Source organism: Lentzea sp. NPDC037011 (assembly GCF_055607425.1).
The window spans coordinates 195,043-214,597 of record NZ_JBVJRT010000012.1 but is presented as its reverse complement, the minus strand read 5'-3'; the positions used below and the strand labels follow the sequence as shown (position 1 = coordinate 214,597).

Below are 19,555 nucleotides of genomic sequence, written 5' to 3'. Positions count from 1 at the left end.
GACCACCAGAATCAGGCGAGTGAGCGAGCCGCCCGAATACGACGCGTTCTTCTCGTGCAGCCGGGCGTTGGACGGCACGCTCGCCCCTGAGCTGCGCCGCGGTGTGGAGCGGTTCGCGAAGCCCTGGTACCGGCGGCGGGCGGTGCGGGCGTTCCTCGACGACGCCCCGCCGCCGGACACCCCCGGCCGCTGGGCGTCGATCGAGTCGGCGCTGGGCCGGTCCCGCTGGCTGGTGCTCCTCGCGTCACCGGAGGCGGCGGCCTCGCCGCGGGTCGCCCGCGAGGTCGGGTGGTGGCTGGAACACCGGTCGGCACAGCGGGTCCTGGTGGTGCTGACGGCGGGGGAGTACTCGGCGTCGGTGCCGGCGGCGCTGCGGACCGCGCTGGGCCAGGAACCGCGCTGGGTCGACCTGCGGTGGCTGCGCTCGGCCGATCAGGTCGACCCGTCGAACCCGCGGCTGCGGGCGGCCGTCGCCGGCATCGCGAGCACCGTGCGGGGCGTGCCAGAGGACGACCTCGTCGGCGAGCACGTCCGCGAGCGCCGCCGGACCGTCCGGCTGGCGCGCGGTGCCGTGACGGCACTGGTGCTGCTGACCGCCGCCGTGCTGGTGGCGGCGTTCCTCGCGGTGGGACAACGGGACTCCGCGCGCGACCAGGCCAGGACGGCGACCGCCCGCGGCCTGGCGTCGGCGGCCGTCGCCTCGGTGCGCACGGACCTGTCGCTCGCGCAGGCCCTGGCGGCCGAGGCGTACCGGGTCGAGCCCAACGAGCAGACGCGCGCCGCGTTGTTCCAGGCGCTGACCGCGAGCCCGCAGCTGGACCGGTACGTGCCCGTCGGCGGGGTGGTGTCGTCGCTCGCGGCCTCGGCGGACGGGAAGGTCGTGGTCGCGGGAACCGAGGACGGCCGCGTGGTGCGGCTGCCGCTGACCGGCGGGCGCACCGAGGAACGCGTGTCGTCGAACCCGGTGAGCGCGGTCGCCGTGAGCGCCGACGGCGGCGTGGTCGTGGCGGCCTCGTCCGGTTCCGCGCTGCGCTGGGACCGTTCCGGCGCCCACCGGACCGACCTGCCCGGCCACCCGGCCGTGCTGACCGCGGTGTCACCGTCCGGCCGGTTCTCCGCCGTCTACACGACACCGGCCGCGGACGGTGCCACCACCGGCACCCGGACCGTCCACGACGGACAGACCGGCCAGGTGGTCACCCGCGCGGAGACCGCGTCGCCGGTGACGTTCCTGCGCCTGCCGGACGACGGCACGCTGCTGGAGGTCTCCTACGACAGCTGGGTCCGCCGCTCGCCCGCGACCCTGGACGTCACCTCGGCCACACCGGCGGGTCCCGCACCCGCCTTCGGTGTCCGGGCCGGCCTCTCGCCGAACGGCGACCACTACGGCTACTCGTGGGAGGGCGAGACCGCGCTGTGGACCACCACGGCCGCGTTCACCCCGGCCCCGTTGTCCCGCGTCTCCACCGGCCGCGCCAGCCCGTCGTTCGTCGCGGTCAGCCCGGACGGCGCACGCACCGCCGTCGCCGACACCGGCACGATCCACGTCTACGAGATGACCGGCCCCGACCCCGGCGAACGCGTGCGGCTGGAGGGCAACACCGCCACGCCGTTCGTGGAGTTCCTGGGCGACGGCGACCACCTGGTGTCCGCCACCCGCGACCAGCTGGTGCTGTGGGACCTGACCCGCAACACCCGCATCAGCCGGCCGGAGCCGACAGCGGTGCCCCTGGTGTGCACGGCGTGCCCGCCCCCGTTCGTGGCGTCGGCGAACGGCCGGACCGCCGTGGCCTCCGGCGAGGAGCTGGCGGTCGACTCCCGCGCACTCGGCACGGAACAGCCGAACCTGTTCGGCCCGCCCGTCTGGAACGGCGACCACCTGTTCCTGGTGACCACCCCCGACGGCATCGGCGAGACGTGGGAGGTGCGCGACGGCATGCGCCGCCTCGCGCAGTGGAAGGGCACGGTCACAGCGGACCACGTGCTGGCCATGGCCGCCTCCGCCGACGAACGCCGCGTCGTGACCGTGAACGAGCTCGGCGACGTGCAGGTCCTCGAAGGCCCCGACCTCGCCGTTGCGCGAACGACCACCCTGAACCGCGAACTCTCCCAAGACGGCTGGCCGCCCGCGGGCCACCTGGCGGCGGTGAGCCCCGACACCGCTTTCGCCGCCGTCGCGACCCCGGACTCCGTCACGGTGGTCGACGTGTCCACCGGCACCCAGCACCCGTTGCCCGGTGGCAAGGCCCGAGCGGTGACCTTCACCCGCGACACCCTGCTCGTCCAGCGCGCCGACCGCATCGAGGCCTGGAACCCCGCCGGCACCTCGCTGCGGCACACGTTCCGCACCGACCCGGGCTACCTGCCGGGCCTCTCGGCGAACTCCACCTTCGTCACCCAACTCCGCCGCGACCGCGTGCTCGTCCTCTCCTGGCTCGCGACCGGCGACCTGGTCGGCGAGGTGCGCCTGGCCGAACAGGCGGGCAGGTACGGCCGCATCGGCACGGCGTTCGACGGCGACACGCGCCTGCTGACGGCGATCTCCGAAACCGACCTGCGCACGTGGGACCTGTCGGCCGAGAACTGGGTGCGCGCTGCCTGCGCCTCTGCGGGGCGGGCGGTGACGGAGGAGGAGTGGCAGCGGTTCGCCGGGAGTCCGCCGGGGGAGCTGACCTGCGGGTGAGGGGGTTCAGCGGCCGGTTCTGGGGTTGTTTCGCTTGTCGGTGCGGTCGAGGTAGGCCGCCGGGACGTGCTGGGTGAGCCACACGCCGTTCGCACTGACCCGGAACTCGTGCCCGTCCGCGTGCATCCCCTTGGCATCCACGACCAGGACCAACGGCCGCCCCCTGCGCGCCCCGACCCGGCGAGCGGTCTCCCGGTCGGGCGACAGGTGCACGTCGTGCCGCGCCATCGGCCGCAACCCGTCGCGCATGATGTCGTCCAGGTACTGCTCGACGGTGCCGTGGAACAACTCGTCCGGCGGCGTGGCTGGTGCGAGCGCGAGGTCGACCTCGACGCTGTGCCCCTGATTCGCCCGAATCCGGTCGCCGTCGATGGTGAAGCGCTGCTTGTCGTTCCTGCGGACGACCTCTTCGAGCTCTTCGCGGCTGACCTTGAGCGCGGCGAGGAGGTCGGCGGTCGCGACCCAGCCCCGGGCGTCGAGGGTGAGGCCGAGGCGTTCCGGCTGGTGTCTCAGGGCCTTCGACATCCGCTTGGAGAGGCGGATCATCCTTTCGTCTTCCATGGCCCTCAGGAAAGCACGGCGGTCGAGCGGTTTTCGGTGCTCAGCCTGGGGTGTCGAGGCGTGCGCGTCACTCGGACGGGTGAAGGTTGTCCGGATCTGCGTCCTGGGTCGTCTGATGGGGTGGTGAGTTCGAATTCGTGTCCGGAACTCATGATCGAGTTCGCCCTGGGATGAGGAGGCGCGGGGGCCGGCAGAGGTTCGTGGTGAGGAGTCAGCGTCTGGAGAGGTGAGCGCCGGGAGGGGGAGTCGGGAGGGACGAGCGTCGGGGAGGAACGCCGTCAGGGCGGGAACTGGTCTGCGGACGTCGGGCAAGGCGCGCGGCCGGGGTGCTCAGGCGACCTGCCCGCTGCACATCGCCCGCGCCAACGCACCGCGTCCACGGCACCGCCACGTCCCCGCAACGCGCCAACGCGCCAACGTCACCGCGGCGTGCCACCGCACCACCGCGGCGCCCACCGCCGCGCCGCGGCCCACCGCCGCACCGCCGTCCACCGCCGCGCCGTCCACCGCCGCGCCGCGCGCCCGCGCCACCGCGGAGCCCATTACGCCGACCCGCCCTCCAGCACCGGCTTCAACCGCGGCGCCCCGGGCCCGAGCTCCGCCTGCTCGTCATCGATGTTCTGCAACGCACAACTGCGCAACGACAAACACCCACACCCGATGCACCCCGTCAGCCGGTCCCGCAGCCGGAACAGCGCGTCGATGCGCGCGTCGAGCTCGGCTTTCCACGAGCGGGACAGCCGCTCCCAGTCGGACTTGGTCGGGGTGCGGTTGTCGGGGAGCTGAGCGAGGGCGTCGCGGACGGCTTCGAGGGTGAGGCCGACGCGTTGCGCGGTGCGGATGAAGGCGAGGCGGCGCAGGACGGAGCGGGGGTAGCGGCGTTGGTTGCCGGCGGTGCGCACGGAGCCGATGAGGCCGCGGTCCTCGTAGAAGCGCAGGGCGGTGTGGGGGACGCCGCTGCGTTCGGCGACCTGGCCGATGGTCAGCATTTCGGGCAGCTTGCTCACCTGATCATCGTAGCCGCTTGACCTCCAGCATGGTGGAGGTTGAAGAGTTGGTGGCATGCAACGGATACCGGAGCTCTTCGCGAGGATGACCGGGGACGAGAAGTACGAGTGGGCCGCCGCCTCCACGATCGACGTGCTGTGGGTCCTCTACGACCGGGTGCTGAACGTGTCGCCGGCGACGGTCGACGACCCGGGGCGGGATCGGTTCCTGCTGTCCAAGGGGCACGGGCCGATGGCCTACTACGCCGTGCTCGCGGAGAAGGGGTTCATCGACGAGTCCACTTTGGACGACTGGACGTCGTGGGACAGCCCGCTCGGGCAGCACCCGGACCGCGTGCTCGTCAACGGGGTGGAGATCAGCAGCGGGTCGCTCGGGCACGGGTTGCCGATCGCGGTCGGGACGGCCATCGGGCAGCGGGTCGCCGGGAGTGCGGGGCGGACGTTCGTGCTGGTCGGGGACGGGGAGCTGGACGAGGGCAGCAACCACGAGGCCATCGCGGTCGCGGCACGGCGCGGGGTCGGCAACCTCACCGCGATCGTGATCGACAACGAGAGCGCGTGGTACGGCTGGCCGGGTGGGGTCCAGGAGCGGTTCGCGGTCGAGGGGTGGGCGGCGACCACTGTCGACGGGCGGGACCACGAGGCGATCTTCGCGGCGTTGACCGCGCGGTACGACCGGCCGAACGTCGTCGTCGCCAGGACGGGGAAGAGCTCATGACCATGCGCGAGGCGTTCATCAAGACGGTCAACCAGGCGCTGCACACCGATCCGAGGGTGGCTGTCGTGACCGCTGTCATCTCGGCGGTCAACTTTCCACAAGACCACGAACGAGTAGTGGACGTCGGCATTCGCGAACAGGCGATGGTCGGTGTTGCGGGCGGGCTTGCGCTCACGGGACTGCGTCCTGTCGTGCACAGCTACGCGCCGTTTCTGGTCGAGCGGCCGTACGAGCAGATCAAACTCGATATCGGTCATCAGGACGTCGGTGCGGTGTTCGTGAGTATCGGTGCTTCGTACGACGACCCGGTGTGGGGGCGTACACATCAATCGCCGGGAGATGTCGCATTGTTCGACACGCTTCCGGGATGGGAAGTGCACGTGCCCGGTCATCCGGAAGAGGTCACTCCTCTGCTTGAGGAAGCTCTCAAAAAAGACAACCGCGTCTACCTGAGGCTTTCGCTGCGCGAGAACGCGCAGGCGTATCCGGTGGGTGAGGGGTTCACCGCGTTGCGTCACGGAAAACGCGGAGTGGTGCTTGCCGTGGGACCGATGCTCGACCGTGTGCTCAAGGCCGTCGAAGCCGAGAACGCGGACGTCACGGTGCTGTACGCGGCAACGGTCCGGCCGTTCGACTCGGACGGTCTGCGGAAAGCGGTCGAGGACACCGACCACGCCGACGTGCTCGTCGTCGAGCCGTATCTCGAAGGAACTTCATCCCACCTGGTTTCCGAAACCCTGCAACAAATCCCGCACCGCGTTCGTTCTACGGGTGTCAAACGACACGCAGAGCTCCGCAACTACGGCACGGCCGAGGACCACGACGCTGCGCACGACCTCGACGTGGTGGGGCTGGGGAGCACTGTGCGGAGTTTCTTCAGGGGGTGAAGGAACATGTTCGCGGTCATGGGGGATGACTGGACCGGCGCGCCTTCCCGCGCCGTTTAGGGGAGAAGGGCGCACGACCGGGCGAGGTGCCCGGTCGTGCGCACCTCCGCGAGTGGGACGTCCCTGGCATGTCGGCAGGGTCTCGCGCGGCGGAGGGGGAATGATGTGCGCGTGAGAATGCTGATCTGGACCCCGTTGAACGCCGCCGAGCTGCAGAAGGACATGCACGGCGCCAACGTCGGTCCCGCGGCGCTCGTCCCCGTGCAGTCGGGGACGGTGCTGCTGCCCTCCCTCGACATCAGGCTCGCCGAGGCCGTGCTCATGGCGGCACGGGTGCGCAAGGTCGCAGGACGCGCCGCCCTGTTCGTGTGGAACGAGAACGCCGCCGCCTGCTACCCGCTCGTCAAGGCCTCACCCGCCGGGCGTGCCTGGTTCTGGGGCGGGCGCGACGACGTGGTGGAGCTGCTCGCGGCGGCCAAGCGGTCCGGCCGGGTCGGGCGGGCCGTCGAGCGGTCGTTCAGCGGCCTGCTGGAGCAGCAGCGCGGCGAGAAGGGGCTGGCCGCGGCCACCGAGCGGTTCACGGCGCTGCAGACCGGCGTCACGACCGGTGAGGTGCGGGCGGCGCTGGGCGAGCACGACCACGGTGCCGAGGCGGTGCCGCGGTTCCTGCGGGCGTGCGGGCTGCCGGACGTGGCGCAGGTCGCCGAGCTCGCCGAGGAGGGCCGCGCGGACGCCTGGCTGTCCCCGCTCGCCCCGCCGCGCACGGCGGGCTGGCCCAAGGCGCTCATCCCGCCGATCTGGCTGGTGCTGCTGGTCGCGCTGCTCGCGTTCGGCCTGCCCGTGTGGGTGTTCCTGCTCGCCTGGGTGGCCAGCGTCGTGGCGGTCTACGCCGCCGTGGCCGCGGCCGGGAAGCACCTGGTCCAGCGCAAGCCGGTCAACGCCGTGCTGCCGGTAATCCCCGTCACGCAGGGCGCCGCACCCACCGACTGACGCAGACCGACTAACCTGGACGGCGTGGCACGCGTCGTCGTTCTTGACTATGGCTCCGGCAACCTGCGCTCCGCCGAGCGCGCGCTCCAGCGGGTCGGCGCCCAGGTCGAGGTGACCTCGGACGCCGCCGCGGCGCGCAACGCCGACGGGCTCGTCGTGCCCGGCGTGGGCGCGTACGCGGCGTGCATGCAGGGGCTCAACTCGGTGCGGGGCGCGCGGATCATCGGCGAACGGCTCGCCGGTGGCCGGCCGGTGCTGGGCATCTGCGTGGGCATGCAGATCCTGTTCGAGCGCGGCATCGAGCACGGCGTGCTGACGGAGGGTTGTGGCGAGTGGCCCGGCACCGTCGAGCGGCTCGACGCGCCGATCGTGCCGCACATGGGCTGGAACACGGTCAGGGCACCGGAGGGCTCACGGCTCTTCGCCGGGCTTGACGACGACACGCGGTTCTACTTCGTCCACTCCTACGGCGTGCGCAAGTGGGAGCTGGAGCCGGCCGAACACCTCCGGCCGCCGCTCGTGACGTGGGCCGACCACGCGGGCGACGACTTCGTGGCCGCGGTCGAGAACGGGCCGCTGTGGGCGACCCAGTTCCACCCGGAGAAGTCCGGTGACGCCGGGGCGCACCTGCTGCAGAACTGGCTCAAGACCCTGTCGTGACCGCGGCCCGCCGGTGTGTCCGGTGAGGACACCGGTCCGGTTCCCGCTCGCCACGGCCGTCACGGAGCGCGTGCGGGGGGAGGCTAGGCTGAGCGCGTGACGTTCACACTCCTCCCCGCTGTCGACGTGGCCGACGGTCGTGCCGTTCGCCTCGTGCAGGGCGAAGCCGGTACCGAGACGAACTACGGCGAGCCGCTGGACGCCGCCCTGCAGTGGCAGCGCGACGGCGCGGAGTGGGTCCACCTGGTCGACCTGGACGCCGCCTTCGGGCGCGGCTCGAACCGCGAGCTGGTGGCGCGGGTCGTCGGCGAGCTGGACGTGCGGGTCGAGCTGTCGGGCGGCATCCGCGACGACGCGTCGCTGGAGGCCGCGCTGGCCACCGGCTGTGCCCGCGTGAACCTCGGCACCGCCGCACTGGAGGACCCGCAGTGGTGCGCGAAGGCCATCGCCCGGTACGGCGAGAAGATCGCCGTGGGCCTCGACGTGCGCATCACCGAGGAGGGCCACCGGGTCAAGGGCCGCGGCTGGACCTCCGACGGCGGTGACCTGTGGGAGGTGCTGGACCGCCTCGACCGCGACGGCTGCGCGCGGTACGTGGTCACGGACGTGTCGAAGGACGGCACGCTCACCGGCCCCAACGTCGCCCTGCTGGCCGAGGTCTGCGCCCGCACCGACGCGCCGGTCGTCGCCTCCGGTGGGGTGTCCAGTGTGGACGACCTGGTGGCGCTCGCGAAGCTCTCCCGCGACGGCGTGGAGGGCGCGATCGTCGGCAAGGCGCTCTACGCGGGCGCCTTCACGCTCCCGGAAGCGCTTGCTGCGGTGCGTTGACGACGCTCTCGACGTGACGGGCCGCGGCCTCGTGCGTGACACCGGTGGTGTTGAGCACGTCGGCCGCGGTCCCTCCTTCTTCGAGCAGCACGCCGAGCAGGATGTGCTCGGTGCCGATGAACATGTGGCCCAGCCGCAGCGCTTCCCGCACCGCGAGCTCCAGCGACTTCTTGCAGTGCGTTGAGTAGGGCTGCTTCTCCGGGCGCTGCTTCGGTTCCTTCTCCAGCCGGTGCAGCACGGCGATGCGGGTGCTGCCGTCACCGGACTCCAGCTTCGCGATCGTCTTCGCCGCGAGCCCGCCGGACTCGTCGAGCAGGCCCAGCAGCAGGTGCTCGGTGCCGATCCGCTCGCTGAACCGCGCGTGGTGCCGGGCCAGCGCGATGACCCGCCGCGACCGCTGCGTGTAGCGGTCCATCGACGGCTTGGTCAGCTCGGGCGACTCCTTCGGCACGAACCGCTTCTGCGCGGCCTGCTTCGTCACGCCCATGCTCTCGCCGATCTCCGCCCAGCTGGCCCCGCCGCGGCGGGCCTCGTCGACGAAGTGGCCGACCAGGTGGTCGCCGAGCTCGGTGAGCTGCCCGCTGCGCTCAACCGCCTTCGCGAGGCGGGTGAGCACGTCGTCGGCTTCCTCGCCAATCGTGGCGATGAGGTCGGTCAGCTGGATCACGCCGTCAACTCTAGGTTGACGATCTTGATCACGTCAACCGCCGGTTGACGGTTGCCGGGCAGGCAAGTGGTCAGGCGGGGGTGATCTCGATGCCGACCGTGCCGGTGCGGCCGCGGCGCAGCCTGCTGCCGAACACCGTCAGCCAGCCGGGAATCCCGTACTTCTTCGTGATCCCGGCCCTGACCCGGTCGCTCGCGGCGTCGTCGAGGATCCGCGCCCGCGCCGGAATCGAGGCGCCCTTCGGGTTGCCGCGGACGTCGCAGGCGCCGATCTCCACGGCACCGCTGCGCCGGATCCGCTTGACCTTGCCGGTGTCCCTGGCGGTCCAGGCGTAGACGACCGCGCCCTCGCCGGGCACCACCCACACCGGTGTCGGCACCGCGGTGCCGTTCTTGCGGAACGTCGTCAGCAGCAGGTACTTGCCCTCGCCGAGCTCGGTGATCATGGTGTCCCAGCGTAGTCCCGAAAGGGCTGCTTGTAGGCTTTCGGGCATGTCGGTCGCGGTCCGTGTCATCCCCTGTCTCGACGTCGACCGGGGCCGGGTGGTGAAGGGCGTCAACTTCACGAACCTCGTCGACGCGGGCGACCCCGTCGAGCTCGCCAGGGCGTACGACGCCGAGGGCGCGGACGAGCTGACGTTCCTCGACGTGACCGCCAGCAGCGGCGACCGCGAGACGACCTACGACGTGGTGCGCCGCACGGCCGAGCAGGTGTTCATCCCCCTGACCGTCGGCGGCGGCGTGCGCAGCCCGGACGACGTCGACAGGCTGCTGCGGGCCGGCGCGGACAAGGTCAGCCTGAACACGGCGGCGATCGCGCGGCCCGAGCTGCTCAGGGAGTGCTCCCAGCGGTACGGCGCGCAGTGCGTCGTGCTGTCGGTCGACGCGCGGCGCGTGCCCGGCGGCACCGGCTTCGAGGTCACCACGCACGGCGGCCGCACCGGCACCGGCATCGACGCGGTGCGGTGGGCCGCGCAGGGCCAGGAGCTGGGCGTCGGCGAGATCCTGCTGAACTCGATGGACGCCGACGGCACCAAGGCCGGGTTCGACCTGGAGCTGATCGAGCTGGTGCGCCGCGAGGTCGACGTGCCGCTCATCGCGAGCGGCGGCGCCGGCGCGGTCGACCACTTCGCGCCCGCGGTCGCGGCCGGCGCGGACGCGGTGCTGGCGGCGAGCGTGTTCCACTTCGGACAGCTGCGCATCGGCGAGGTGAAGGACGGCCTGCGCCACGCGGGCGTGGTCGTGCGATGACCACCCGCCGCAGGTCGCCGGAGGTGCTGGTGTCCTCGGCGGTCGCGTTCGGCGGCGCGCTGGTGTTCTTCGCCGTCGGCCTGGTGCTGTGGCGGACCAGCGGTGACGCGGACGTGTTGAAGCTGCCGTCGTTCCTCGCCCTCGTCGAGCTGCCCGTCGCCGCCTGCCTGCTGCTGGGCCTGCGGTTCGCGCACTACCCGGCGATGGTCGTGTTCGTGCTCGTCGCCCTGCTGCACCTGGTGATCGTCCTGGCCGACGGCCCGGTGTGGGCCCGCGTCGCGTCCGGCGTGCTGTCCGCCGTGCACATCTACGGAGTGGTCCTGCTCAACACCGGACCCGCTCGTCGACAACTGGGAGGACCCCGGTGAGCAGCCCGCTCGACCCCGCCGTCTCGGCCAAGCTGAAGCGCACGGCCGACGGCCTCGTCTGCGCGGTCGCCCAGCAGCGCGGCACCGGTGAGGTGCTGATGGTGGCGTGGATGGACGACGAGGCGCTGCACCGCACCCTCACCACCCGCCGCGCGACCTACTACTCGCGCAGCCGCCGGCAGCTGTGGGTCAAGGGCGAGACCTCCGGGCACACCCAGTACGTGCACGAGGTGCGGCTCGACTGCGACGGCGACGCGCTGCTGCTCGTGGTCGACCAGGTCGGCGCGGCCTGCCACACCGGCGACCGCACCTGCTTCGACGCCACGGTGCTGCTCGCGGACGCGTGAGGCCGAGGGCGGCCGGTCAGTCCAGGTCGCCCGTCAGGTACCGCTGCATGTTCGGCGCGATCGCCTTCACCACGGTCTCCACCTCCGCCGAGGCCAGCGGCTCGAACCGCACCACGTACCGCACGATCCCCAGCCCCACCATCTGCGTGGCGGCCAGGGTCGCGCGCAGTTCGCGGTCCTCCGCCCCGATCTCGGTCAGCAGCTTCGTGAAGATCGCGCTGATGAAGAACGACCGCAGGGCGTTCGCGACCTCCTGGTGGCTGGTGACGCTGCGGATCAGCGCCGCGAAGGTGCCGCCGCCGGTCGCGTCCCAGACGGTCGCGAAGGTGCGGATGATGCGTTCGCCCGCCTCCTCGACCGGGCCGTCGAGCAGGCGCTTGAGGATCTCGGCCGGGTCGAAGGGCAGCTGCAGCACGGACTGGGCGAAGAGGCCCTCCTTGCCGCCGAACCAGTGGTTGACCATGGCCGCGTCCACGCCGGCGCGGGCGGCGATCGCGCGGACCGTGGCACCGTCGTAGCCCTTCTCGACGAAGGTCTCGCGGGCCGCGGCCAGCAGGGCGGCCCGCGTGTCCTCGCCCGCGGCGCGGCGGCCCCGCCGTTTCTGGTTCACTTGGTCCACGGGAGTCATGGTTCAACAGTTGTTGAATTTATGCAACAATTGCCGTCATGGTGAGCGTCATCGGGGCTGTGGCCGCCGCTGGTCTGGGGGCCGTGAGCCCCACGCGTGAGGAGTTCCGCGAGCTGGCCGTGAACCGCCGGGTCATCCCGGTGGTGCGCAGGCTGCTGGCCGACGCGGAGACGCCGGTCGGGCTGTACCGCAAGCTCGGGGCGGACCGGCCGGGCACGTTCCTCCTGGAGTCCGCGGAGAACGGGCGGTCGTGGTCGCGCTGGTCGTTCATCGGCGTGCGGTCCACGGCGGCGCTGACGGCGACCGGTGGTGAGGCGTTCTGGACCGGCACGCGGCCGGTCGGGCTGCCCGACGGCGGCGACCCGCTGCTCGCGTTGCGCGAGACCATCGAGGTGCTGCGCACCGACCCGTTGCCCGGCATGCCCCCGCTGACCGGCGGCATGGTCGGCTACATCGGCTACGACGCGGTGCGCAGGCTGGAGCGGCTGCCGTCCATCGCGGAGGACGACCTGAAGCTGCCCGAGCTGGTCATGCTGCTCGCCACGGACCTCGCGGCGCTCGACCACCACGAGGGCACGGTCACGCTCATCGCGAACGCGATCAACTGGGACAACTCGCCGGAGAACGTCGACGCCGCCTACGACGACGCGGTGCGGCGGCTGGACGACATGACCGAGGCGCTGCACATGCCCGCGCCGCCGACCACCGCGGTGTTCTCCCGCCCCAAGCCGGAGTTCCGCCGCCGCCGTTCGCAGGCGGAGCACTTCGCGGCCGTCGAGAAGGCCAAGGAGGCCATCCGGGCCGGCGAGGCGTTCCAGGTCGTGGTGTCGCAGCGGTTCGAGATCGACACGGACGCCGACGCGCTCGACATCTACCGCGTCCTGCGCACGACGAACCCCAGCCCGTACATGTACCTGCTGCGCCTGGACGGCTTCGACATCGTGGGCTGCAGCCCCGAGTCGCTGGTCACGGTGCGCGACGGCAAGGCGACCACTCACCCGATCGCGGGCACCCGCTGGCGCAGCGAGGACCCGGAGGAGGACGCCCTGCTGGAGAAGGACCTCCTCGCCGACCACAAGGAGCGCGCCGAGCACCTGATGCTCGTCGACCTCGGCCGCAACGACCTGGGCCGGGTCTGCAAGCCGGGCTCGGTGCACGTGGTCGACTTCTTCAAGGTCGAGCGCTACAGCCACGTCATGCACATCGTGTCGACCGTGACCGGTGAGCTCGCCGAGGGCAAGACGGCCTACGACGCGGTCGCCGCCTGCTTCCCGGCCGGCACGCTGTCCGGTGCGCCCAAGCCGCGTGCGATGGAGCTCATCGAGGAGCTGGAACCCACCCGCCGCGGCCTCTACGGCGGCGTGGTCGGCTACTTCGACTTCGCCGGCGACGCGGACACCGCCATCGCCATCCGGACCGCGCTGCTGCGCGACGGCGTGGCGTACGTGCAGGCGGGCGGCGGCATCGTGGCGGACTCGGACCCGCTGGCCGAGGACAACGAGACGCTGAACAAGGCGGGTGCGGTGCTGGCCGCGATCGCCACAGCGCAGACGCTGAAGCCCGCCGTTGAGGGGTAACCGTCCACTGTGGATCGCCGCGCTCCTGCTGGTGGGCGCGGCGGGTGCCTTCTGGGGTGCTGACCTGGTGCCGGTCGCGCTGCTGAGCCTCGCCGCCGTGGCCGCGGCCGTGGCGGTCAGCGGGGTGGCCCGGCGCGTGCTCGGGGCGCTGCTGGTCGCCGTGGGCGTCGCGGCGGCGTTCGGCGGGCACTGGCTCGCCATCGCCGGCGGTGTGCTCGTGGTGGCCTCCGGCGCGGTCCAGGTGGTCTTCGGCGCGCGCATGCCGAAGATCGGGGTGGGCGGGCAGAAGACCCGCGCCGCGGACCCGGAGAAGGACATGTGGCGCGCGCTGGAACGCGGCGACGACCCCACCGACGGACCGGCGGGCGGATCGACTGACGGTAGGGGGCCGGTCCGGGGTGACACCGACGAGTGAAGATCAACGATCGGCATTCGCGCATGTGACGGGCGAACGACCACGGCTAGCTGCGTGGACGCGGAACCCCCGGTGGTCGGTGCGTTACTCCGGCGGGGTTAGCATCCCCGTAGCGGGAAGGGGTTCAAGACTGTGACGGTTCTCGAGTCGATCCTCGAAGGTGTGCGTGAGGATCTCGCCGCTCGTGAGGCTCAGTTGTCCTTCGACGTCGTCAAGGAGCGCGCGGCCAAGGCCGCTCCTCCGCTCGATGTGATGTCGGTGCTGCGCGGTCCGAACGTGGGGGTCATCGCCGAGGTCAAGCGCAAGAGCCCGTCGAAGGGCGCGCTGGCCGAGATCCCCGAGCCGGCGGAGCTCGCGGCCGCGTACGAGGCCGGGGGCGCCTCGGTGATCAGCGTGCTGACCGAGCAGCGGCGCTTCGGCGGGTCGCTCGCCGACTTCGACGCGGTGCGCAGAACGGTGAAGATCCCCATGCTGCGCAAGGACTTCATCGTGTCGCCGTACCAGGTGCACGAGGCCAGGATGCACGGCGCGGACCTGGTGCTGCTGATCGTGGCCGCCCTGGAGCAGAACGCGCTGGTGTCGCTGCTGGACCGGGTCGAGTCGCTCGGCATGACGGCGCTCGTCGAGGTGCACACGGCCGAGGAGGCCGACCGCGCGCTGGAGGCGGGGTCGTCGGTCATCGGCGTCAACGCGCGCAACCTCCACACGCTGGAGGTCGACAAGGACGTTTTCGGCCGGATCGCTCCCGGACTACCCTTCGAGACGGTCAAGATCGCCGAGTCCGGTGTGACCGGGCCCGGTGACCTGATGTCCTACGCCGGAGCGGGCGCCGACGCGGTGCTCGTCGGTGAGAGCCTGGTGACCAGCGGCGACCCCAAGGCCGCCGTGAACAAGCTCGTGACCGCCGGTTCGCACCCGGCGTGCCCGAGGCCGAGCCGGTAAGAGGCGCGGTCGACAACAGCGCTGGAGGAGCCACCCGATGGGCCAGTTCACGCCCACGCCGCACGACCCCGACAACCGCGGCCACTTCGGCCCGTGGGGCGGCCGGTTCGTCCCGGAGGCCCTGATCGCGGCGGTGGACGAGCTGGCCGCCGAGTACGACAAGGCGCGCATCGACCCGGAGTTCGTGAACGAGTTCCAGCGCCTGCTGCGCGACTTCGCGGGCCGCCCGTCGCTGCTGACCGAGGCCCCGAAGTTCGCCGAGCACGCCGGCACGCGGGTGTTCCTCAAGCGCGAGGACCTCAACCACACCGGCTCCCACAAGATCAACAACGTGCTCGGTCAGGCGCTGCTCACCAAGCGCATGGGCAAGAAGCGCGTGATCGCCGAGACCGGCGCGGGCCAGCACGGCGTGGCGACGGCGACGGCGTGCGCGCTGCTCGGCCTCGACTGCGTCGTCTACATGGGCGAGGTCGACACCGAGCGCCAAGCGCTCAACGTCGCGCGCATGCGGCTGCTCGGCGCCGAGGTCATCCCGGTGAAGTCCGGCTCCCGCACCCTGAAGGACGCGATCAACGAGGCGTTGCGCGACTGGGTCACCAACGTCGACGAGACGCACTACCTGCTCGGCACCGCCGCGGGCCCGCACCCGTTCCCGCTGCTCGTGCGCGACTTCCACCGGGTCATCGGCATCGAGGCCCGCGAGCAGATCCTCGAGAAGGCGGGCCGGCTGCCCGACGCCGTCGTCGCCTGCGTCGGTGGCGGCTCGAACGCGATCGGCATCTTCCACGGCTTCATCGACGACGCGGACGTGCGCCTGGTCGGCGTCGAGCCCGGCGGCTCCGGCCTGGACAGCGGCAGCCACGGCGCGACGCTCACGGCCGGCACGCCCGGTTCGCTGCACGGCGCGATGTCGTACGTGATGCAGGACGACGACGGCCAGATCACCGAGGCCCACTCGATCTCCGCCGGTCTCGACTACCCCGGCGTGGGCCCTGAGCACTCGCACCTGAAGGACATCGGCCGCGCCGAGTACTTCCCGGTGACCGACGCCGAGGCCATGGAGGCCTTCGCGCTGCTCTCGCGCACCGAGGGCATCATCCCGGCGATCGAGTCGTCGCACGCGCTCGCCGGCGCGCTGAAGCTCGGCCAGGAGCTCGGCCAGGACGGGCTGCTCGTCGTGAACCTCTCCGGTCGCGGCGACAAGGACATGGACACGGCCGTGGAGTACTTCGGCCTCGCTGACGGGGGACGGGCCTGATGTCGTTGTCCGAGGTTTTCGCCACCGCACGCGCCGAGTCGCGGGCGGCGCTGATCGGGTACCTGCCCGCGGGCTTCCCGACCGTCGACGGTTCGAAGGACCTGCTGAAGGCCATGGTCGAGGCCGGCTGCGACCTCGTCGAGGTCGGCCTGCCGTTCTCCGACCCGGTCATGGACGGCCCGACCATCCAGGCCGCCGCCGAGCAGGCACGGCGTGCGGGCTTCCGGGTGAAGGACCTGTTCGACGTGGTCGACGCGGTGGCGCAGGCCGGTGGCCGCGCGGTCGTGATGACGTACTGGAACCCGGTGCTGCGCTACGGCGTGGACGCGTTCGCCCGCGACCTCGCCGCGGCCGGCGGGCTCGGCATCATCACCCCGGACCTGGTGCCGGACGAGGCCGATGACTGGATGGCCGCCTCCCAGGCGCACGGGCTGGACCGGACGTTCCTGGTCGCGCCGTCGTCGACCGAGGAGCGCATCGCGATGACCGCGAAGGCGTCCTCCGGCTTCCTGTACGCCACGGCGGTCATGGGCGTCACCGGCGCCCGCGACGTGGTGTCGTCGGATGCTCCCGAACTGGTCGCGCGGGTGCGTGAGCACACCTCGCTCCCGATCGGGGTCGGGCTGGGCGTGCGCAACGGCGCGCAGGCCGCCGAGATAGCCGGGTTCGCGGACGGCGTGATCGTCGGGTCGGCGTTCGTGTCCGCGGTCGCCGAAGGCGATGGCGCGGTGCGCGCACTGGCGGCGGACCTCGCGAAGGGCGTGCGGTCGGCCGCGGCCACCGTCTGACGGTCCCTTGGAGTGAATCCAAGGGGCTCTGGTTCGAACGTCTGATCGAATGAAATCGGCCCGTTCGAGGTCGAAAACGCCGAAAACCGCTGGTCGAGCTGCGATCGTGGTCGTATGCACAAGCCAGCTCCCGTTCCGGCGTGCCACACTGGTGTGCGCCGGGCGGTTTTCGGAGGTGATGCGCGGTGGCGGCTCCAGCCGAAGCCAAGTCTGACTACATACTCAGCCACGTGGGCCCGTGGTCGCTCGACGACGTCCTCGCCCTGCCGGAGGACCACCGGCAGCGCATCGAACTCGTCGACGGGACGCTCCTCATGAGCCCCCTCGGGTCCTTCCGGCACCAGGACCTGGTGTTCGGCGTCGCAGCCACACTGCGGTCCGCCTGCCCGAAGGACTTCAAGGCGACGATCGAGATCAACGTCGCGCTGTCCGACGGCCGATTGCTGATCCCGGACTTCACCGTGGTCGAACGGTGCGATGCCGGTGTGACGTTCCCGGTCGAGAAGGTGCTGCTCGTCGGCGAGGTGCTGTCCAAGAGCACGCGGGTGACCGATCTGGTCGTCAAACGGCAGCTGTACGCAGAGGGCGGCGTGCCTTACTACCTGGTCGTCGACCCGGTGCCGGATGCTCCGGTGTCCACGCTGTACATGCGGGGTGAGAAGCCCGAGTACTTCGAGATCGCGCGCAGCGTGAACGGCGTGCTCACGCTCGACCGCCACCCGTTCCCCGTCACGATCGACCTGAACGACTAGCCGTACAGCCACTCCAGCCGGCCGTGCAGGTCAGCCGCGCTCCACGCCGCGAACATCGCGTCACGGGCCGCGGCCGCCTCCCCGGCCGGGTGGTAGACCTCCCGCCCCATCGACCGTGAGGCGTGGTGCACGCGCGCCGTCCGCTCGGAACGCAGGGCGACGTACCGCGCGAAGGAGCCGTCCACGTCACGCGGGTCGAACACCGAGGAGAGGCACACGGCGTCCTCCAGCGCCTGGCAGGCGCCCTGCGCGGCGTACTGCAGCACCGGGTGGGCGGCGTCGCCGAGCAGCACGACCCGGCCGTCCCGCCAGTCCGCGACCGGCTCGCGGTCGCACAGCACCCAGGCCCGCCACTCGTCGGCCAGCGCCATGACCCGCGCCGCGTCCGGGCACAGCGGTGTGAAGTGCTCCAGGACGTCGGCGTGCTCGACGGGCACGCCGGACAACGGGTCGCGGGCGCCGTTGTCGATGGTGGCGACGAGGTTCACGAGGCGGCCACCGGCGATGACGTACCAGACGACGTGGAAACGGGGACCCGCCCACAGCGTGACCACGTTCTCCTTCAGCTCCGCGGGCACGGCGTCCGCCGGGATGACCGCGCGGAACGTGGTGTGGCCGGACACCACCGGGTCGCCGTCGCCGACCAGCTGGCGGCGGACCGCGGAACGCAGGCCGTCGGCGCCGACCAGAGCCGTGCCGCGGACGCGCGCGCCGGACCGCAGCACCGCCGTGACCCCGGAGCCGTCCTGCTCGTAGGACGTGACGGCGCTGTCCGGGCGCAGGTCCACGAGGTCGCGGCAGGCGGCGAGCAACGGCGCCAGCACGTCATCGCGGTGCACGACCGCGTACGTGCCGAACCGGGCCCGGAAGCCCTTGTCGACCGGCAGCGACGCCACCACCCGGCCGGAGACGCCGCAGCGCAGCCGCAGCTCGTCGACGTGCACGGCCCGTGACCGCACCGCGGGACCGACGCCCAGCGCGTCGAGCGCGCGGAAGCCGTTGGGACCGATCTGGACGCCCGCGCCGATCTCGGTGAACTCGGCCGCCGCCTCCAGCACCGCCACGCGGTGCCCGGCGCGGGCGAGACCGAGCGCTGTCGCGAGGCCGCCGATGCCGCCGCCGACCACCAGGACCGTCATGTCAGGCCTTCCTCACCGGGGACGGTCAAGATAACGATCGAGCGTCCCCACAGGAGGCTCACGGGGCCACCGGTACGGTGGGCGGCGTGTTGAACGGGTTGAACTCCGTCGTGCTGGCCACGATCCCGAGCCCCGACCGCGGTGTCTGGTACCTCGGTCCGCTCCCCCTCAGGGCCTACGCGCTGTGCATCATCGCGGGCATCGTCATCGCCATCTGGTGGGGCGAGCGCCGCTGGGTCGCGCGCGGGGGCGTCAAGGGCGAGGTCACCGACATCGCCGTGTGGGCGGTGCCGTTCGGTCTCGTGGGTGGCCGGCTCTACCACGTCATCACCGACAACCAGAAGTACTTCGGGCCGGGCAGGAACCCGCTCGCGGCGCTGGAGATCTGGAACGGCGGCCTCGGCATCTGGGGCGCGATCGCCCTCGGTGCGGTGGGTGCCTGGATCGGTTGCCGGCGCAAGGGCATCCCGCTGCCCGCGATGGCCGACGCGCTGGCGCCCGGCATCGTCGTGGCGCAGGCCGTCGGACGGCTCGGCAACTACTTCAACCAGGAGCTCTTCGGCGCCGACACGACGCTGCCGTGGGGCCTGGAGATCTACCGCCGGGTCACGCCGGACGGCCGTGAGGACATGCTCGCGGGCGTCGCCGTCGACCACACGCCCATCCAGGTCGTGCACCCGACGTTCCTCTACGAGCTGCTGTGGAACCTCGGTGTCGCCCTGCTGCTGGTGTGGGCCGACCGCCGGTTCCGCCTGGGCCACGGCCGGGTGTTCGCGCTGTACGTCGCGGGCTACACCGCGGGCCGGTTCTGGATCGAGCTCATGCGCACCGACGAGGCGACGCTGGTGTTCGGCCAGCGCGTGAACGTGTGGGTGTCGGCGCTGGTGTTCCTGGGCGCGGTCGCCTACTTCGTGATCGCGAAGTCGCGTGGGCCGCGGGAGGACGTCGCGGCACTGCGCGGCACCGGCGAGCCGAAGACCGAGGACGGCGGCACCGAGACCGCGGAACCCGCCGAGACCGAGACCGCGGCCGTGGCGGCCGACAAGGACAAGACCGGCTCCCAGGCGGAGTCCGTCAAACCGGAGTGACC

The 19,555-nt window shown here is 71.8% G+C and carries 23 protein-coding genes; 16 read left to right on the top strand and 7 right to left on the bottom strand.

The window, feature by feature from the left end; genetic code table 11:
* Window positions 1-19: 19 nt before the first annotated feature.
* Window positions 20-2,683: a hypothetical protein gene (locus ACZ7CH_RS32930; protein WP_470375726.1), complete on the top strand. Its 2,664-nt coding sequence runs from the start codon at window positions 20-22 to the stop codon at window positions 2,681-2,683.
* Between the two features lie 6 nt (window positions 2,684-2,689).
* On the opposite strand, the gene ACZ7CH_RS32925 is transcribed toward ACZ7CH_RS32930, so the two are convergent.
* The 3 genes from ACZ7CH_RS32925 to soxR all read right to left on the bottom strand — a co-directional run bounded on the left by ACZ7CH_RS32925 (window position 2,690) and on the right by soxR (window position 4,233).
* Window positions 2,690-3,244, bottom strand: a complete 555-nt coding sequence (locus ACZ7CH_RS32925) for an RNA 2'-phosphotransferase (RefSeq protein WP_470375725.1) — start codon at window positions 3,242-3,244, stop codon at window positions 2,690-2,692.
* 330 nt (window positions 3,245-3,574) lie between these two features.
* Window positions 3,575-3,787: a hypothetical protein gene (locus ACZ7CH_RS32920; protein WP_470375724.1), complete on the bottom strand. Its 213-nt coding sequence runs from the start codon at window positions 3,785-3,787 to the stop codon at window positions 3,575-3,577.
* Window positions 3,787-4,233, bottom strand: coding sequence for a redox-sensitive transcriptional activator SoxR (soxR, locus tag ACZ7CH_RS32915; protein WP_458434336.1), 447 nt, complete (start codon window positions 4,231-4,233; stop codon window positions 3,787-3,789). Before soxR ends, ACZ7CH_RS32920 begins: the two co-directional genes overlap by 1 nt.
* Before the next feature lie 73 nt (window positions 4,234-4,306).
* Between soxR and ACZ7CH_RS32910 the strand changes: the two genes are divergently transcribed.
* The 5 genes from ACZ7CH_RS32910 to priA all read left to right on the top strand — a co-directional run bounded on the left by ACZ7CH_RS32910 (window position 4,307) and on the right by priA (window position 8,334).
* Window positions 4,307-4,969, top strand: a complete 663-nt coding sequence (locus tag ACZ7CH_RS32910) for a thiamine pyrophosphate-dependent enzyme (protein ID WP_470375723.1) — start codon at window positions 4,307-4,309, stop codon at window positions 4,967-4,969.
* Window positions 4,966-5,856 carry a transketolase family protein gene (locus ACZ7CH_RS32905; RefSeq protein WP_360390382.1) on the top strand — a complete coding sequence of 297 codons (891 nt, stop codon included), beginning with the start codon at window positions 4,966-4,968 and terminating at the stop codon, window positions 5,854-5,856. The genes ACZ7CH_RS32910 and ACZ7CH_RS32905 overlap by 4 nt, the downstream gene beginning before the upstream one ends.
* Window positions 5,857-6,027: 171 nt before the next feature.
* The gene (locus ACZ7CH_RS32900) at window positions 6,028-6,846 is read left to right on the top strand and encodes a hypothetical protein (protein ID WP_470370675.1); all 819 of its coding nucleotides are present in this window, start codon (window positions 6,028-6,030) and stop codon (window positions 6,844-6,846) included.
* A 24-nt stretch (window positions 6,847-6,870) separates the two neighbouring features.
* A complete protein-coding gene (hisH, locus tag ACZ7CH_RS32895) occupies window positions 6,871-7,506 on the top strand; it encodes an imidazole glycerol phosphate synthase subunit HisH (RefSeq protein ID WP_360390377.1) in 636 nt (211 codons plus the stop codon).
* A gap of 96 nt (window positions 7,507-7,602) precedes the next feature.
* Window positions 7,603-8,334 carry a bifunctional 1-(5-phosphoribosyl)-5-((5-phosphoribosylamino)methylideneamino)imidazole-4-carboxamide isomerase/phosphoribosylanthranilate isomerase PriA gene (gene priA, locus ACZ7CH_RS32890; RefSeq protein WP_360390374.1) on the top strand — a complete coding sequence of 244 codons (732 nt, stop codon included), beginning with the start codon at window positions 7,603-7,605 and terminating at the stop codon, window positions 8,332-8,334.
* On the opposite strand, the gene ACZ7CH_RS32885 is transcribed toward priA, so the two are convergent.
* Together ACZ7CH_RS32885 and ACZ7CH_RS32880 are read right to left on the bottom strand one after the other, a co-directional pair.
* A complete protein-coding gene (locus ACZ7CH_RS32885; RefSeq protein ID WP_360390372.1) occupies window positions 8,300-9,001 on the bottom strand; it encodes a Clp protease N-terminal domain-containing protein in 702 nt (233 codons plus the stop codon). The two genes, priA and ACZ7CH_RS32885, sit on opposite strands and share 35 nt — an antisense overlap.
* A gap of 70 nt (window positions 9,002-9,071) precedes the next feature.
* A complete protein-coding gene (locus ACZ7CH_RS32880; protein WP_360390369.1) occupies window positions 9,072-9,446 on the bottom strand; it encodes a PPOX class F420-dependent oxidoreductase in 375 nt (124 codons plus the stop codon).
* A 46-nt stretch (window positions 9,447-9,492) separates the two neighbouring features.
* Between ACZ7CH_RS32880 and hisF the strand changes: the two genes are divergently transcribed.
* Genes hisF through hisI form a run of 3 tightly spaced genes read left to right on the top strand, consistent with a single transcriptional unit; the run spans window position 9,493 to window position 10,966 of the window.
* A complete protein-coding gene (gene hisF / locus ACZ7CH_RS32875) occupies window positions 9,493-10,251 on the top strand; it encodes an imidazole glycerol phosphate synthase subunit HisF (RefSeq protein WP_360390367.1) in 759 nt (252 codons plus the stop codon).
* A complete protein-coding gene (locus ACZ7CH_RS32870; protein WP_470370674.1) occupies window positions 10,248-10,619 on the top strand; it encodes a hypothetical protein in 372 nt (123 codons plus the stop codon). Before hisF ends, ACZ7CH_RS32870 begins: the two co-directional genes overlap by 4 nt.
* Entirely contained in the window at window positions 10,616-10,966 is a 351-nt protein-coding gene (hisI, locus tag ACZ7CH_RS32865; protein ID WP_360390361.1) for a phosphoribosyl-AMP cyclohydrolase, read from the top strand. Before ACZ7CH_RS32870 ends, hisI begins: the two co-directional genes overlap by 4 nt.
* A 16-nt stretch (window positions 10,967-10,982) precedes the next feature.
* Here the strand turns inward: hisI and ACZ7CH_RS32860 are convergent, their stop codons facing one another.
* Window positions 10,983-11,594 (bottom strand): TetR/AcrR family transcriptional regulator, encoded by a 612-nt coding sequence (locus ACZ7CH_RS32860; protein WP_458430761.1) that lies wholly within the window; start codon window positions 11,592-11,594, stop codon window positions 10,983-10,985.
* A 38-nt stretch (window positions 11,595-11,632) separates the two neighbouring features.
* On the opposite strand from ACZ7CH_RS32860, the gene ACZ7CH_RS32855 reads away from it, so the two are divergent.
* The 6 genes from ACZ7CH_RS32855 to ACZ7CH_RS32830 all read left to right on the top strand — a co-directional run bounded on the left by ACZ7CH_RS32855 (window position 11,633) and on the right by ACZ7CH_RS32830 (window position 17,326).
* Window positions 11,633-13,171, top strand: a complete 1,539-nt coding sequence (locus ACZ7CH_RS32855) for an anthranilate synthase component I (RefSeq protein ID WP_360390356.1) — start codon at window positions 11,633-11,635, stop codon at window positions 13,169-13,171.
* The gene (locus ACZ7CH_RS32850; protein ID WP_458430762.1) at window positions 13,161-13,586 is read left to right on the top strand and encodes a Trp biosynthesis-associated membrane protein; all 426 of its coding nucleotides are present in this window, start codon (window positions 13,161-13,163) and stop codon (window positions 13,584-13,586) included. The genes ACZ7CH_RS32855 and ACZ7CH_RS32850 overlap by 11 nt, the downstream gene beginning before the upstream one ends.
* A gap of 132 nt (window positions 13,587-13,718) precedes the next feature.
* Complete coding sequence (gene trpC, locus ACZ7CH_RS32845) at window positions 13,719-14,528, top strand: indole-3-glycerol phosphate synthase TrpC (protein WP_360390350.1); 810 nt, start codon at window positions 13,719-13,721, stop codon at window positions 14,526-14,528.
* 37 nt (window positions 14,529-14,565) lie between these two features.
* Window positions 14,566-15,786: a tryptophan synthase subunit beta gene (trpB, locus tag ACZ7CH_RS32840; protein ID WP_360390347.1), complete on the top strand. Its 1,221-nt coding sequence runs from the start codon at window positions 14,566-14,568 to the stop codon at window positions 15,784-15,786.
* Complete coding sequence (gene trpA, locus ACZ7CH_RS32835; RefSeq protein WP_458430764.1) at window positions 15,786-16,574, top strand: tryptophan synthase subunit alpha; 789 nt, start codon at window positions 15,786-15,788, stop codon at window positions 16,572-16,574. Before trpB ends, trpA begins: the two co-directional genes overlap by 1 nt.
* A 230-nt stretch (window positions 16,575-16,804) precedes the next feature.
* A complete protein-coding gene (locus ACZ7CH_RS32830; RefSeq protein WP_360390344.1) occupies window positions 16,805-17,326 on the top strand; it encodes a Uma2 family endonuclease in 522 nt (173 codons plus the stop codon).
* On the opposite strand, the gene ACZ7CH_RS32825 is transcribed toward ACZ7CH_RS32830, so the two are convergent.
* The gene (locus ACZ7CH_RS32825) at window positions 17,323-18,465 is read right to left on the bottom strand and encodes an FAD-dependent monooxygenase (protein WP_470375722.1); all 1,143 of its coding nucleotides are present in this window, start codon (window positions 18,463-18,465) and stop codon (window positions 17,323-17,325) included. The genes ACZ7CH_RS32830 and ACZ7CH_RS32825 overlap by 4 nt on opposite strands.
* An 86-nt stretch (window positions 18,466-18,551) precedes the next feature.
* On the opposite strand from ACZ7CH_RS32825, the gene lgt reads away from it, so the two are divergent.
* Entirely contained in the window at window positions 18,552-19,553 is a 1,002-nt protein-coding gene (lgt, locus tag ACZ7CH_RS32820) for a prolipoprotein diacylglyceryl transferase (protein ID WP_458430767.1), read from the top strand.
* Window positions 19,554-19,555 lie beyond the last annotated feature (2 nt).

What these genes read in the sequence shown, in the direction of transcription:
- ACZ7CH_RS32925 (WP_470375725.1), bottom strand. Translation starts at nt 3,244, where the DNA reads ATGGAAGACGAAAGGATGATCCGCCTCTCCAAGCGGATGTCGAAGGCC.
- ACZ7CH_RS32920 (WP_470375724.1), bottom strand. Translation starts at nt 3,787, where the DNA reads ATGGGCTCCGCGGTGGCGCGGGCGCGCGGCGCGGCGGTGGACGGCGCG.
- soxR (WP_458434336.1), bottom strand. Translation starts at nt 4,233, where the DNA reads ATGCTGACCATCGGCCAGGTCGCCGAACGCAGCGGCGTCCCCCACACC.
- ACZ7CH_RS32910 (WP_470375723.1), top strand. Translation starts at nt 4,307, where the DNA reads ATGCAACGGATACCGGAGCTCTTCGCGAGGATGACCGGGGACGAGAAG.
- ACZ7CH_RS32905 (WP_360390382.1), top strand. Translation starts at nt 4,966, where the DNA reads ATGACCATGCGCGAGGCGTTCATCAAGACGGTCAACCAGGCGCTGCAC.
- ACZ7CH_RS32880 (WP_360390369.1), bottom strand. Translation starts at nt 9,446, where the DNA reads ATGATCACCGAGCTCGGCGAGGGCAAGTACCTGCTGCTGACGACGTTC.
- hisF (WP_360390367.1), top strand. Translation starts at nt 9,493, where the DNA reads ATGTCGGTCGCGGTCCGTGTCATCCCCTGTCTCGACGTCGACCGGGGC.
- ACZ7CH_RS32870 (WP_470370674.1), top strand. Translation starts at nt 10,248, where the DNA reads ATGACCACCCGCCGCAGGTCGCCGGAGGTGCTGGTGTCCTCGGCGGTC.
- ACZ7CH_RS32860 (WP_458430761.1), bottom strand. Translation starts at nt 11,594, where the DNA reads ATGACTCCCGTGGACCAAGTGAACCAGAAACGGCGGGGCCGCCGCGCC.
- ACZ7CH_RS32855 (WP_360390356.1), top strand. Translation starts at nt 11,633, where the DNA reads ATGGTGAGCGTCATCGGGGCTGTGGCCGCCGCTGGTCTGGGGGCCGTG.
- trpB (WP_360390347.1), top strand. Translation starts at nt 14,566, where the DNA reads ATGGGCCAGTTCACGCCCACGCCGCACGACCCCGACAACCGCGGCCAC.
- trpA (WP_458430764.1), top strand. Translation starts at nt 15,786, where the DNA reads ATGTCGTTGTCCGAGGTTTTCGCCACCGCACGCGCCGAGTCGCGGGCG.
- ACZ7CH_RS32825 (WP_470375722.1), bottom strand. Translation starts at nt 18,465, where the DNA reads ATGACGGTCCTGGTGGTCGGCGGCGGCATCGGCGGCCTCGCGACAGCG.